The sequence below is a fragment of the Brunnivagina elsteri CCALA 953 genome, from assembly GCF_002289455.1.
Lineage (GTDB): Bacteria > Cyanobacteriota > Cyanobacteriia > Cyanobacteriales > Nostocaceae > Brunnivagina > Brunnivagina elsteri.
Genome location: NZ_NTFS01000168.1, coordinates 1 through 13,647 on the forward strand (window position 1 = coordinate 1; position 13,647 = coordinate 13,647).

The following is a 13,647-nucleotide window of genomic DNA, read 5'->3' on the forward strand; positions in this document are numbered from 1 at the left end:
GCTGAAGGGGGTAGGGGTATGCTGTTGACTCTGGCTGTTTTGAGCCGATTTCCGAGAAAATTATTCATGCTACTTTTATTTGTGGGAAAGCGGGTGTTCCAGCCGCTTTCCCATAAAAACAGGCGACAGATTTTTTGCATGAAGTCTTATGGGGTAAAGGGTTCAGAGTCAACAGCCTAGGGTAGGGGTTATTTTATGCGTCTTCATATTAAATTGATATGAGTATTCCCTAATTGGTTTTATTAACTTCCAATAACTGGGAATTTGCTAATCTATCTAACCACTTTTTAAAGTAAATTATATTTGCCTTCTGCTCGCTAGGTTCTTGAGTATCAGATGGATGGGGCATTAATCCCAAAATTGCGGCACTCGTAACGCAAAACATTGACTTTTGGAAAGTTATACAAATTTGTACCCGTAAATCATCTTCTCCTCTAAGACTTTTGCGGTAAATTTCGTGTAGATATTCAGGGAGAAAATGCCGCATATCTTGCATTAGCAAAGTAGGAGGAATACCAGCACCACCTATTGGTAATGGATCGGCATATAATGCTCCATATTGAAACCTAGCTTGATCGGGTGGTATTTGATATGCTTGAGCATTGTAGGAAACAGTACCGGGAAAAGGTGTTCCTCTAAAGAAAACAGCTTCAACGTAAGGAATTGCTGTATCTGCGAGGAAAGTTAATCCTAAAGATTTGGGTAGGATATCATAGACTTTATTTTGAATTTTTACTGCATAGATAATTGGCATCGCAGCATCAGCTACCAAGCCATTTTTAATGTAGTCTATAACTTGGGGAATTGATGTGATTTTACCTTCATCGTAAAGGTCGGACATGGTAAGAAAAATATCAGCCATAACGCGCCAAAAATCGCCCAAACCCTTGTAGTAGGAAGAGACACGCAAATTCTCGATGAGAAATTCAGGGAATAATTGATTAAGTCCTAAAACAAACGGATTATTTTTAAATTTGGCTAAAATAACAGCTTTTGCTCGTTCGTGAAATTCTGGTGTATCTAAGTAGGTATCTAGTCCACCTCCACCATGCCAAAACATTGATTTCATGCAATATTCAGCATATTCAAAGTTTAGTCTATCATGCCACCAATGGCGGAATAATTTTTTTGTAGTCACTTCACCATTGAAGTATTTAAAAAAGGGAAAAAATACTAAAAATTGGTTTTCGGCAATATAAATTAGATTTTTGGAATATGCATCTAAAACTATGCCATAACTTTTGAGAATACCAACTACTTCCATGACATTTTGGGGATTGTCTGGAAGTAATCCCTCGGCATTTTGTAGCTTTTTGACGTACTCAGCTAATGGGTAGTTTTCGAGTTTATTTCTAGTAGTTGGCATAGTATTTTTTAGGGGCAATGGGCAATGGGAAACGGGTAAATATTTTGTTCCTAACTTTTAATTCTTGCACAGACGACCCGCCGGATCGTCTCTACGTTAATGCCGATTTCCTAATTCAGCTACATTTGCCACTACATTTTGTGTACTAATCATGGCTGTAGTGGTTGGTTCTGTCCAGCGTATCAACCATGCGGGTTGAATACCGAAGATGACAATTATTACCGCTAGCAAAAAAGCAGGAATGCGATCGCTCCAAAAAACTCTAGGTAGGTTTGTCACTTTTTCTGACAATCTGCCAAAGAAAGCACGATTCATTAAAATCAGAAAATAAACTGCTGTTAAACCTGTACCAATCATTGATACCAGGGTTTGTACAGGAAATACGGGGAAACTACCACGAAATACAATAAATTCGGAGATAAATCCCACCATTCCCGGTATTCCCGCACTTGCCATGACTCCAGTTACCAATAATGTCCCAATTAATGGCATTCCCCGTTCAGGGTTGAATAATCCATGCAAAACATCTAAGTCGCGAGTTCCTGTTTTTTTATACACAACACCGACGAGTAAAAACAGTAAAGCGGAAATTAAGCCGTGGCTAATCATCTGTAAAACCGTACCCAACAAGCTTAGTGGCGTAGCGGCGGCGGCGGCAAGGAGTATATAGCCCATGTGTCCAATAGAACTATATGCCACCATTTTTTTCATATCTGTTTGTGCGATCGCACAGGAGGAACCGTACAATACACTGACGACAGCCCAAGTCGCTAACCAAGGTGCTAAGTATGTCCAAGCGCTCGGTAGCAAATTCATCCCAAATCTCAGCATTCCGTATGTTCCCACCTTCAGTAATACACCAGCTAGCAATACGGATATAGGTGTGGAAGCTTCAACGTGCGCGTCGGGTAACCAGGTATGGAAGGGAACTAAGGGAAATTTAATCCCAAAGCCGATTAAAAGTCCAACTAGTAATAAGATTTGTGTGGCTAGTGGTAGCGCTGAGGTATTCAAACCTTCCAGTGCGAAACTGGAAGCACCACTCAACCAAACCATTCCCAGGAAGCTGGCTAAAATTAGAATTCCCGAAAATGCGGTGTATATCAAAAATTTAGTTGCAGCATAACCCCGTTTTTCTCCTCCCCAAATTGCAATTAGTAGATAGAGGGGAATTAATTCTAGTTCATAAAATAGGAAAAACAGCAGTAAATCCTGTGCTAAAAATGCTCCTGTGACTCCAACATTAAGTAGCAATAATAGAGAGTAGTAAAATCGCGGACGGTTGATAGAGGTATCACTACTGTAAACAGCAATGCAAGTCAGAAGTCCATTTAATACTAATAATGGTAAGGATAAACCATCGATACCAAGATGATAATTTAAACCTAAAGTATCAATCCAAGGTAAAAATTCTGAAAACTGCTGTGTCACAATATTTGTATTAAACAAACTTGCTAAAACAAGTGTCCATAAAAATGATATGCAAGTAAATGCAAAAGTTATCCAACGAGATATCTTGGGAATTATTGGAACGGGTAAAAACCCGATAATTGCAGCCCCAATTAAGGGCACTAAAATTAGAACAGTGAGCATTTTTTTTGAATTTGGGAATTGGGAATTGGGAATTGGGAATTGAAATTGTAAATTAGAAATTGAGAGTGAATAGTAAAAAATTATTGAGTGAGGAATTTATCTGAATTTACAACTCCTAACTCCTAACTCCTAACTCTTAATTCCTAACTTCTAACTTCTAACGATTTTTAGAATGGTAAATTATCCAAAAGACCTAATGACCAACTAATAAAGAAACCAAGGATGCTAACACCAATTAAAATAGTGAGCATATATCCTTGAGATTGACCGGAAATACTGTATTTTAAACTTTGCCCACCAAATATCGCAGCGAATCCAACCAAATTGACTAAACCATCGACAAGATAGCGATCGCTCCACGCTGAAACTTTCGATAGCATGGCAACCACTGCAACAACTGTCATTTTGTATACACGGTGGATAAAAAAATCATACCCCAGAAAACCCTGAAAAAACCGCCACAAAAATATAGTGGAACGGGACCAAGCTTTATGTAAGTGCATGGTTGAACCAATAATTACACAGAGAAATGTTGTTGATACTAGTAGTGCCAATATGTACCAATCTACACCTTCCCATGCTGGTAATAAATACCATTGTTGCAGCATCAAGGGTACTAACAAATTCACCACTGTTAGCGTCACCATTGGTACAGCCATTTGCCAACCAACTTCTGGGGCACGACGGGTTTTTTGCTGTGGCTTTCCCCAAAATACCAGTCGGAATACCCTGGTTAAATTTAATGCAGTTAATCCATTAACCAATACCAAAACCCCAACTACCCAAGGGGAAATAGTAGCCAAACCATCAGCCCAAGCTAGCATTGCCCAAAAACTACCCAAAGGCAGCATTGTCACCATTCCAGCCGAGCCAACGACAAAGGCTGTTGTTGTGGCTGGCATCCGCGACCATAAACCGCCCATTTCCGTTAAATCTTGACTGCTGGTGGTGTAGATAATGGAACCCGAACTCATGAATAATAGAGCCTTTGCGATCGCATGGGTAAATAGCAGCATCAATCCCACTCCTCCCTGTTCTAAACCCACCGCTAAAAACACTAAACCCATATAAGCACTGGTAGAGTGGGATAGCGCCCGTTTAATATCAATCTGGGCAAGGGAAACCAAGGTGGCACCCACAGATGTCATTACACCCATAATTACCAATGCATTCAGTGCCACTGGTGACAGGGCTAAAATTGGTTGAAGTTTGTAGAGAACATAAGCACCACCCGCTACGACCATCGAATTTCGCAATACCGATGCCGGATTTGGTCCTTCCATCGCCTCATCTAACCACAAATGTAAGGGAAACTGGGCGCATTTACCCGCAGGACCAGCAATCAATGCCAATCCTAATAAAGTCGATACTAAGGGACTTAATTTTGCGGTTTGTGCCCATTCGTCCAAGTCGGAAAAATTCAAACTCCCAGCAATACTCGAAAGTGCCACAACCCCCATCAACAGCAACAAATCGCCAATCCGCTTTGTCCAAAAAGCGTCCCTTGCTGCCGTCACTACAAGGGGTTGGGCATACCAAAAACCAACCAGCAAGTATGTCGATAAAGTCAATACTTCCAATAGGGCATAGCTGAGAAATAATGAATCGCTAATTGCCAACCCACTAAGCGCTGCTTCAAAAAAGCCCATCAATGCAAAAAAACGCGCCAAAGACCAATCCTTTTCCATATAGCCAAGGGCGTAAATTTGTGCTAGCAAACTTAACCCGGTAATTAAAACTGTTGCCCCAATACTGACTGGCGAAATTTCTAAGGCAAATGATAAATCAAAACCCGCAGCGCTAAACCAATGAATCACTGGGTTTTGCTGTTCGCGACTCCAGATATCTTTGAAAACGAGTAGGCTATGGACAAAACCGATTATCGTTGTCAGCAAATTCAAATAAGCAGCTGGTCTGGGACCTGTGCGACGAATTAACCCCACTGCCCAAGGTAGGGTTAAAATAGCTCCCACTAAGCCATAAAGGGGAACATACCAACTTGTTGAGAATAGGAACTGATTCATGAAGTTTCCCTTAGTTTGTCAGCTTGGGAACTTGTCCCCGACTTTCCATGTACGAACTTGACTAAAAGCTATAAAGCTATATTGGGGGAATATTTGAATTTATGATGTTCTGGAGACAGCTTTGTCTATCTGATTTTCGAGAAAATCTGGGAATAAGGCTACAAAAATTTTCATCACAAACATATCAAAAAATATCAAATAATATTTATATCTCTTTACAAACCAGGAATTTACGGTTGTCTTTGCTGATATCAAAATACCATTTTATACGTTTCATGAATTTTTCTTATAGTTACACTTAAGTTTGTGCTATGTTTCATCGGGTTTATCTAGATAGTTGACATCAAAAAACCTGGGATACCGCCACTGCGCTCCCATCAGGTTAGATAGTTATTCTCAAGGCAGATTTGCGGTGCTTGCAAACCGGATTGAAAAAACAATATAAAAAAATTATAAATCAGAAGCGATCGCTCTCTTAATCCTTAGATATCAATAGTGGCGGCAGAACCCTAGTTTCAATTGAAACCCATTTTTTTTTTGAGGTGTTAAGTTTTTTAAAACTATTTCATTATAAACTATTATAGTAATTTATATTGCCAGGGATGCAATCCTTTCCTATGCTTAAACTTAAGAGTTATTTTGATTGGGCATGATGGGCATCCCCGTCAAAAAATTTCTTTCCGATTACTGAAATTGCAATAAAGTTGTAGGAGTCTGGCAATGCCAATTGCGGTTGGGATGATTGAAACAAAGGGTTTTCCAGCAGTTGTAGAAGCTGCTGATGCGATGGTTAAAGCCGCTCGTGTAACCTTAGTTGGATATGAAAAAATTGGTAGCGCTCGCGTTACAGTAATTGTGCGTGGCGACGTATCGGAAGTGCAAGCTTCAGTTGCTGCTGGTGTTGAGGCTGCTCGTCGAGTTAATGGTGGTGAAGTTGTTTCAACGCATATCATCGCCCGTCCTCACGAAAACTTAGAATATGTTCTGCCAATTCGTTACACCGAAGCAGTCGAACAGTTCCGTACTTAAGGATTTTGAGATTTGCGATACGTTCCCTACCCTTACGGGAAGTCGCAGAGCGTCTACCCTGAGTAGAAGAACGAGGATTTGAGATTTAGCTGTTAGTAAATCACTTAAGCGAAGTCAAGTACGGAAAATTTACTTTTATTTTAAGTAAAGTTCCAATCTAAAATCCCCAATCCCCAATAGATTATGGGGTTGTCATTTTGTCAATAAAAAAGTTTTGCTTGTGTTCAGTTTTTCACTCGCTGGTTAAGGAACTAAAATAATGTCTATTGCAGTAGGAATGGTTGAGACTCTGGGCTTTCCAGCAGTCGTTGAAGCGGCAGACGCGATGGTAAAAGCTGCCCGTGTAACTTTAGTTGGTTACGAGAAAATTGGTAGTGGTCGGGTTACGGTGATTGTGCGTGGTGACGTATCGGAAGTACAAGCTTCGGTAGCAGCTGGAGTTGATAACGTCAAGCGCGTCAATGGCGGACAGGTTTTATCCACCCATATCATTGCTCGTCCCCACGAAAACTTAGAATATGTTCTGCCAATTCGCTACACCGAAGATGTGGAACAATTCCGTGAAAACGTCAATTCTATTCGTCCTTTCGGCAGAAGACCGTAATTGAGTAATGCAAATTGCCAGAGTTCGGGGAACGGTAGTTAGCACCCAAAAAGACCCAAGTCTACGCGGTGTGAAACTGTTGCTGTTGCAATTCGTTAATGAAGAAGGACAACTCCTGGAAAAGTATGAAGTTGCTGCCGATAGTGTCGGCGCGGGATTTGATGAGTGGGTACTCGTAAGTCGCGGTAGTGCAGCTCGTCAAGTTCAGGGAAACGAACAACGTCCTTTAGATGCATCTGTTGTAGCGATAATTGATACGGTTCATGTAGAAGATCGCTTACTTTACAGTAAAAAAGACCAATATCGATAGTTTAATTAATTGAAGAGTTAGGGGTTAAGAAGAAGTGAGGAGTTAGGAGTTAGGAGTTAGAAGTTAAAAAGAGGTATTGAGTTAGGAGTGAAGAATTATATTTTTGATAAAACTCATAATTTAAAATTCATAACTCACAACTCATAACTCCATAATTCATCATTCAAAATTCATAACTCAATTCAGGAGGAATCTAGTAATGGCAGTCCGCAGCACGGCGGAGGCGGCACCCCCTACCCCGTGGTCAAAAGATTTAGCCGAACCGAGTATCCATGCAACAGCCTTTGTCCATTCGTTTTCCCACATTATCGGGGATGTAGAAATTGGTGCAAATGTAATTATTGCTCCCAGTACTTCGATTCGGGCTGATGAAGGTGCGCCGTTTTATCTCGGTGAAAATACTAATGTCCAAGACGGAGTGGTAATTCACGGCTTGGAACAAGGTCGCGTCATTGGCGACAATAAACAAGAATACTCAGTATGGGTAGGCAAAGATACTTGTATCACCCACATGGCATTGATTCATGGTCCTTGCTATGTCGGGGATAAATGTTTTATTGGCTTCCGTTCAACGGTCTTTAATGCCAGAGTGGGTGCTGGTTGTATCGTGATGATGCACGCATTAATTCAGGATGTGGAGATTCCGCCGGGAAAATACGTACCATCGGGAGCGATAATTACTACTCAGCAACAAGCCAATCGCCTACCGGACGTGCAAGCAGAAGATAAGGATTTTGCCCACCATGTAGTTGGTATCAACCAGGCATTGAGGGCTGGTTATCTCTGTGCTGCGGATAATAAATGTATTGCGCCGATTCGGAATGAATTAGCGAAATCTTATACAGATACAAGTAACGGTTTTAGTTTTGCATTTGAAAGGAGCGACGAGGTGTCGAGTAATCAGTTGGGGGCTGAAACAGTAGAGCAGCTGCGCTATTTGTTAGAGCAAGGATTTAAGATTGGGACAGAACATGTTGACCAGCGACGTTTCCGCACTGGTTCATGGAATAGCTGCAAACCAGTTGAAACAAGATCGCTCTCGGATGCGATCGCATCGTTAGAGTCGTGTTTGTCAGACCATAGAGGCGAGTATGTACGCTTGTTTGGTATTGATAATGGCAAGCGTCGCGTTTTGGAAACTATTGTTCAGCGTCCCGATGGTGTTGTTGCCACTGCCACTGCGACTGGTTTTAAAGCACCTAGCACAAGTAGTTACAGCAATGGTTCTAGTAACGGCTATAGCAGCAACGGCAGTAGTCACAACGGCAACGGCAAAGCTGGACTCAGCAGCGAAACCGTCGAACAGATTCGCCAATTATTAGCAGGTGGCTACAGAATTGGTACAGAATATGTTGACGAACGTCGTTTTCGCAGTGGTACTTGGCAAAGTTGCCAGCCCATCGAATCGAGTTCAGCTAACGATGTGATTGCCGCTTTGGAAGCTTGCATGGTGGAACATCAAGGTAACTATGTGCGTTTGATTGGGATTGATTCCAAAGCCAAACGTCGCGTTTTGGAAGCTATTATTCAGCGTCCCAATGGTGCAGTCCCAACCCCAAGTAACAGTTCGAGTCAATCCTTTGCCGCAGTAACGACCAGTTCGAGCGGTTCTGGCAGTTACTCCGGTGGTACAGCGATCGCAACCCGTCTGAGTTCGGAAGTTACCGATCACTTGCGTCAACTCCTCTCTGGTGGGTATAAAATTAGTGCGGAACACGTAGACGAGCGTCGCTTCCGTACAGGTTCCTGGCAAAGTTGCGGGCAAATCGAAGCCCGTTCAGATCGGGATGCCGCAGCCGCATTAGAAGGATTTATTTCCGAATATCAAGGTGAGTACGTCCGTCTGATTGGGATTGATGGCAAAGCCAAACGTCGCGTTCTCGAATTGATTATTCAACGTCCGTAACTCAGGGCATGGGGGATAGGGCATAGGGCAATAGAGCAAATATATAACTTTTCCCCATTGCCCAATCTCCCAATCTCCCATTTTTTCAATTAGGTGTAAATTTTTATGTCTGTGCCGCCACTGCGTCTAGGCAGTAGCTTTGAATCTTATATCAGTGGCGAGGTGATAATTCACAAGAGTGCTGTCATCGCACCGGGGGTTATTCTGCAAGCGGCTCCAAATAGCAAAATTATTATTGGTGCTGGGGTTTGTATTGGCATGGGTTCAATTATCCAGGTCGATCGGGGTACTCTAGAAATCGAAACTGGAGCTAGCTTAGGAGCCGGGTTTTTGATGGTTGGGGAAGGGAAAATAGGGTCTAATGCTTGTATTGGCGCAGCAACTACGGTTTTTAGGACTTCTGTTGCATCTACACAGGTTATTCAACCCGGTTCTATTTTGGGATATTGCGATGCATCAAGGATGCCGCTTCGCGATCGCCACAATCGTCATGTTGAAGCGATTATAGAAAATCAAATACCTGCAAATAATTCCACGGCAGGAACTATAGAAGCTGGGCAAGAAGTTAGCGACATTGGCGATATTAATGGTGATTTATGGGGATTGGCTGACTCACCACCAGCACAACCTCAAACACAATCTCAAACAAATAACGGTAGTACAGGAGTGCGATCCCAATTTAAATCCCAATTTAAATCCCAATCACCAGCTAGTAATAATATCCCAGTCAAAAATCAAAACCAGCCAGTTGAAGATTCAACAAAAGTCCAAACCACCACTGAATCAACCAAAGCTGCTGAGTCATCGCTTGCGTCTAATGATACATTGAATAATCATGTTTACGGTCAAAGTAGCGTACAACGGCTATTAGTTACTTTATTCCCCCATCGGCAACCCTTGAATAAACCTTTGCCAGAAGACGATTAATCTAAATAAGTGTTAATTCTTAAGTAAGTCAGTAAGAATAGAATTAATTGAGAACTGTTAATTATTGGGTGCTAGTTGTCTCAAGACTTGATTCTCAATACCTATTAACTCTTAACTTTCCACTCTGCCTACTTAATCATCAGTTGATTATCCTGGAGAATTCGACATGGGGGAATACAATCAACGGAACGACTTCAGCGATACTGCTTTGGGAATGGTCTCAACGCGCAGTTTTCCGGCAATTGTTGGTACGGCGGATATGATGCTCAAATCAGCTGGCGTACACTTAATTGGTTATGAGAAAATTGGGGACGGTCATTGTACTGCGATCGTTAGAGGGGGAATTGCTGATGTTCGTTTGGCTGTTCAAGCTGGTGAAGATACAGCAAAACAATTTAACGAGTTTTTTTCCAGTCTGGTAATCCCTCGTCCTTACCCTAACTTAGAAATAATTCTTCCCATAACTAGCCGTTTGAGTGAACTAGCGAATGGTGGTTATAGTCGTTTGAGTAATCAGGCGATCGGTTTAATTGAAACTAGAGGCTTTCCGGCGATGGTAGGTGCGGCAGACGCGATGCTAAAATCTGCTGATGTACAACTTGCTGCATACGAAAAAATCGGTGCTGGTTTATGTACGGCGATTATTCGTGGTTCTGTGGCAAATGTTGCTGTTGCAGTGGAAGCTGGAATGAACGAGGCTGAACGTATTGGTGAATTGAATGCGGTGATGGTAATTCCTCGACCCCTTGACGAACTGGAACAAACCTTGCCAGTTGCTAGTTGTTGGGTGGAAAAACGTCAACCAGTAAATGAACCATTGAGTCAACCGTTAAACTTACCAATTAGCATTAAGGAACCAATTATTGAAGTAGAGGTTGTGCAATTACCTGATTTAGTGAAACTTCCTATCAAGATTACTGAAGAACCGTAGAATAATCGAGTAAAAAAACGTTGTACACACCAAGTCGATTGAGACCAGTACAATTTGAGTCACTATTCCCCAAGTATTAATCTTCAAGGTGTGTAACGTTACCAGCAGCAATGTCGGAGAAATTCTCCTTCAACGCAACTGGGACTGGAAGGCATCTTACGCTTTGCTTGTTGTTTTGATGATAGCCGCTCGCGTCCATAAGTAAAACACCTTTATTTTGATAGAATTCATAGATTTAAATCTATGAATTTTGGAACTGTTGTCTTTATAAACCTATTACAATAATTCAAAAATTTGTGGGATGATTTTTGCCGAATCCATTACAGTCACTTGAAAAAGTACTTTAGTGAATTATAAAGCAGCATATCAAAATACTTAGAGATACTATAGATAAACGTTGATACTCAGAATTATCTTTTACTTATACAGCACTTCCGGCAGCTATGATTAGGAGGGGTGCAAGGAAAAAAAACTGTATTGTGTAATAGCCAGAAGTGCTGTAATCAGGAAAACATATAGATTTTTACATTATTGTTGCTGCACTAAATGTGAGTGTTCTGTGATACTAGTAATATATAATAATGTCATTTGAGGTGTAGGATTACTCGTTACAGTTGTAAATGTTTAGTGTTTGTTAGCTGGAATATGGCTCGCAATGGTGGAGATTTGGTGTTTGTAGAAATAACAAAACCAAAAAACATAGGACAAAGGATAATTATTTAGTAAATAACTAATAATCGACTACTCACTTTCAACTAAATTGATAATATAGTCTGGCAAATCGAATCTAATTATTGCCTATATAAAATGCTACCAGAGGAGAACCACTGTTGAATCAAGCGACGCTACACCAGTTGAAGGTGTTCGAGGCAGCAGCACGTCACGGGAGTTTTACTCGCGCTGCTGAGGAACTATTTCTTACACAACCTACAGTTTCAATGCAAATTAAGCAACTCACAAAATCGGTGGGATTGCCTTTATTTGAACAGGTTGGTAAACGTCTATATTTGACCGAAGCGGGAAGAGAATTGTTTGCTACTTGCTCTCAAATTTTTGAAACCATTGCCCAATTTGAAATGAAAGTAGCAGATTTGAAAGGGGTAAAACAGGGACAATTACGTTTGGCTGTAATTACAACAGCGAAATATTTTATTCCGCGTTTATTGGGTCAGTTTTGTCAACTATATCCGGGTATAGATATTTCATTACAAGTGACAAATCATGAAGGTATTCTCGATCGCATGACCAAGAATATGGATGATTTGTATATTATGAGCCAGGTTCCCGACCATTTGGATGTGAATTTTCAGCCGTTTTTGGAAAATCCCCTAGTTGTTTTAGCTCCAACAAATCATCCCCTTGTTGGTGAACAAAATGTTCCTATTCAACGACTTGCAGATGAACCATTTATTATGCGGGAACCTGGTTCGGGAACACGTCGTGCTGTGCAAAAATTGCTCGACGAACATGGTGTGTCGGTAAAAGTAAAGTTGGAGTTGGGAAGTAACGAGGCAATTAAACAAGCGATCGCAGGAGGTTTGGGTATATCGGTTTTATCACGGCATACTTTGCTACCTGATGCAGGGGATTTAGCGATTCTGGATATTGAGCATTTTCCAATCAAGCGTAATTGGTACATGGTTTACCCCAATGGGAAACAATTATCGATTGTGGCACGAACTTATTATGACTATCTTTTGGGTGCAGCTAAGGAGTTTATTGAGAAAAATGCTGGAATTTATGCCGAAGCCAAGGCTTAAAGTTAGTGATTAATCCAGAGACTTCATCTACAAGCAAAATTGTAGATACAGAAATTACAGCCGTCACGTATATACAGATAAGTTAGACTAATAGTGCTATTCGATTGTATAACAGCTATGTCTGTCGTTCAAAAATTCGACACCGAACTAGAAACACCAGATGATGCCCAAGATGATGTAATATTTCCTCCAGGGGATTTATATAGTGACGAACCACCCTTGGAAACCTACTTGCACTTGCAGCAAATGCTGCTATTTATAAAATGTTTGGATTGGTTGTGGCGCGATCGCAATGACTATTTCGCTGCTGGCAATCTTACAATCTACTATAGTTCGCGTAAGCTCAAATCTGAAAATTTTCGCGGACCAGATTTTTTTTTGGTACTCGATACTGAACGCAAACCGCGTAAAAGTTGGGTTGTTTGGGAGGAAGATGGGAAATACCCAAATCTCATCATTGAAATTTTGTCAAGTTCTACCAGCAATACTGACAAGGATTTGAAAAAGAAGATTTATCAAAATGTCTTCCGTACACCAGATTATTTCTGGTTCGATCCTGATAATTTAGAGTTTGCTGGTTTTCATTTAGTTGATGGGCAGTATGAACCACTCCAACCGACTTCCCAAGGTTGGTTATGGAGTCAGCAGTTGAATTTGTATTTGGGTGTATATGAAGATAAATTACGATTTTTTACATCTGAAGGGGAGTTAGTTCCGACTCCAGAGGAAGTTGCCGAACAGGAAATGCAACGTGCTGAAATGGAAAAACAACGTGCTGAACGGGAGAAACAACGTGCTGAACAGGAGAAACAAAAAAATTATCGCCTTTCAGCTAAACTACGGGAATTAGGTATCGATCCAGATAGTATTTAAAGCTAATGGCTAATAGCTAACCGTTAATAGCTCCCTAAAATCGGTAAGCCAAAAAGGGAATTAACATTTCCTCACGACTCAAACCACCGTGAATTCCCACGGGATGCTTTCCTTCCTCTTCATCAAAGCAAACCCAACCATCTTTGGGAAGTAGTATGGCATCACCAATCCGTTCGTCGTTGATATCGCTGATATTTTCCCCAGGTAATCCCAACAAACCAAGTGAGATCGCTTTGTCTTTCCACAAAAATAAGATTTGTTCGGCTAGATTTTCCCGTATGTAATCGGCAACTATTGTTTCTTTACCTTTGCGGATATGTAAAT

The 13,647-nt window shown here is 41.1% G+C and carries 11 protein-coding genes and 1 pseudogene; 8 read left to right on the top strand and 4 right to left on the bottom strand.

Going from position 1 to position 13,647, the window contains the following annotated elements:
- Nucleotides 1-229: 229 nt before the first annotated feature.
- The 3 genes from CK510_RS15585 to CK510_RS15595 all read right to left on the bottom strand — a co-directional run bounded on the left by CK510_RS15585 (nt 230) and on the right by CK510_RS15595 (nt 4,983).
- Nucleotides 230-1,366, bottom strand: a complete 1,137-nt coding sequence (locus CK510_RS15585) for a CO2 hydration protein CupB (protein ID WP_095722576.1) — start codon at nt 1,364-1,366, stop codon at nt 230-232.
- Between the two features lie 96 nt (nt 1,367-1,462).
- A complete protein-coding gene (locus CK510_RS15590) occupies nt 1,463-2,959 on the bottom strand; it encodes an NADH-quinone oxidoreductase subunit M (RefSeq protein ID WP_095722577.1) in 1,497 nt (498 codons plus the stop codon).
- 167 nt (nt 2,960-3,126) lie between these two features.
- Complete coding sequence (locus CK510_RS15595; protein WP_095722578.1) at nt 3,127-4,983, bottom strand: NAD(P)H-quinone oxidoreductase subunit F; 1,857 nt, start codon at nt 4,981-4,983, stop codon at nt 3,127-3,129.
- A gap of 720 nt (nt 4,984-5,703) precedes the next feature.
- On the opposite strand from CK510_RS15595, the gene CK510_RS15600 reads away from it, so the two are divergent.
- The 8 genes from CK510_RS15600 to CK510_RS15635 all read left to right on the top strand — a co-directional run bounded on the left by CK510_RS15600 (nt 5,704) and on the right by CK510_RS15635 (nt 13,323).
- Entirely contained in the window at nt 5,704-6,012 is a 309-nt protein-coding gene (locus tag CK510_RS15600) for a carbon dioxide-concentrating mechanism protein CcmK (protein ID WP_009457333.1), read from the top strand.
- Nucleotides 6,013-6,271: 259 nt separating this feature from the next.
- Complete coding sequence (locus tag CK510_RS15605; RefSeq protein ID WP_095722579.1) at nt 6,272-6,616, top strand: carbon dioxide-concentrating mechanism protein CcmK; 345 nt, start codon at nt 6,272-6,274, stop codon at nt 6,614-6,616.
- 7 nt (nt 6,617-6,623) lie between these two features.
- A complete protein-coding gene (gene ccmL, locus CK510_RS15610; protein WP_095722580.1) occupies nt 6,624-6,926 on the top strand; it encodes a beta-carboxysome shell vertex protein CcmL in 303 nt (100 codons plus the stop codon).
- A gap of 199 nt (nt 6,927-7,125) precedes the next feature.
- A complete protein-coding gene (gene ccmM, locus CK510_RS15615; protein WP_095722581.1) occupies nt 7,126-8,832 on the top strand; it encodes a beta-carboxysome scaffolding protein CcmM in 1,707 nt (568 codons plus the stop codon).
- Between the two features lie 105 nt (nt 8,833-8,937).
- Nucleotides 8,938-9,759, top strand: a complete 822-nt coding sequence (ccmN, locus tag CK510_RS15620) for a beta-carboxysome scaffolding protein CcmN (RefSeq protein WP_095722582.1) — start codon at nt 8,938-8,940, stop codon at nt 9,757-9,759.
- A gap of 166 nt (nt 9,760-9,925) precedes the next feature.
- Nucleotides 9,926-10,690 carry a beta-carboxysome assembly protein CcmO gene (gene ccmO, locus CK510_RS15625; RefSeq protein ID WP_095722583.1) on the top strand — a complete coding sequence of 255 codons (765 nt, stop codon included), beginning with the start codon at nt 9,926-9,928 and terminating at the stop codon, nt 10,688-10,690.
- Nucleotides 10,691-11,520: 830 nt separating this feature from the next.
- Nucleotides 11,521-12,450: a LysR family transcriptional regulator gene (locus CK510_RS15630; protein WP_095722584.1), complete on the top strand. Its 930-nt coding sequence runs from the start codon at nt 11,521-11,523 to the stop codon at nt 12,448-12,450.
- 117 nt (nt 12,451-12,567) lie between these two features.
- Complete coding sequence (locus CK510_RS15635) at nt 12,568-13,323, top strand: Uma2 family endonuclease (protein ID WP_095722585.1); 756 nt, start codon at nt 12,568-12,570, stop codon at nt 13,321-13,323.
- A 34-nt stretch (nt 13,324-13,357) separates the two neighbouring features.
- Here CK510_RS15635 and CK510_RS31800 read toward each other — a convergent pair.
- Nucleotides 13,358-13,647 (bottom strand): annotated as a pseudogene (locus tag CK510_RS31800) (alkaline phosphatase family protein); the annotation flags it as partial.

Excerpts from the sequence above, each read along its gene's own strand:
- CK510_RS15595 (WP_095722578.1), bottom strand. The coding sequence starts at position 4,983 with ATGAATCAGTTCCTATTCTCAACAAGTTGGTATGTTCCCCTTTATGGC.
- CK510_RS15590 (WP_095722577.1), bottom strand. The coding sequence starts at position 2,959 with ATGCTCACTGTTCTAATTTTAGTGCCCTTAATTGGGGCTGCAATTATC.
- ccmN (WP_095722582.1), top strand. The coding sequence starts at position 8,938 with ATGTCTGTGCCGCCACTGCGTCTAGGCAGTAGCTTTGAATCTTATATC.
- CK510_RS15585 (WP_095722576.1), bottom strand. The coding sequence starts at position 1,366 with ATGCCAACTACTAGAAATAAACTCGAAAACTACCCATTAGCTGAGTAC.
- ccmL (WP_095722580.1), top strand. The coding sequence starts at position 6,624 with ATGCAAATTGCCAGAGTTCGGGGAACGGTAGTTAGCACCCAAAAAGAC.
- CK510_RS15605 (WP_095722579.1), top strand. The coding sequence starts at position 6,272 with ATGTCTATTGCAGTAGGAATGGTTGAGACTCTGGGCTTTCCAGCAGTC.
- CK510_RS15635 (WP_095722585.1), top strand. The coding sequence starts at position 12,568 with ATGTCTGTCGTTCAAAAATTCGACACCGAACTAGAAACACCAGATGAT.
- ccmM (WP_095722581.1), top strand. The coding sequence starts at position 7,126 with ATGGCAGTCCGCAGCACGGCGGAGGCGGCACCCCCTACCCCGTGGTCA.
- CK510_RS15600 (WP_009457333.1), top strand. The coding sequence starts at position 5,704 with ATGCCAATTGCGGTTGGGATGATTGAAACAAAGGGTTTTCCAGCAGTT.
- ccmO (WP_095722583.1), top strand. The coding sequence starts at position 9,926 with ATGGGGGAATACAATCAACGGAACGACTTCAGCGATACTGCTTTGGGA.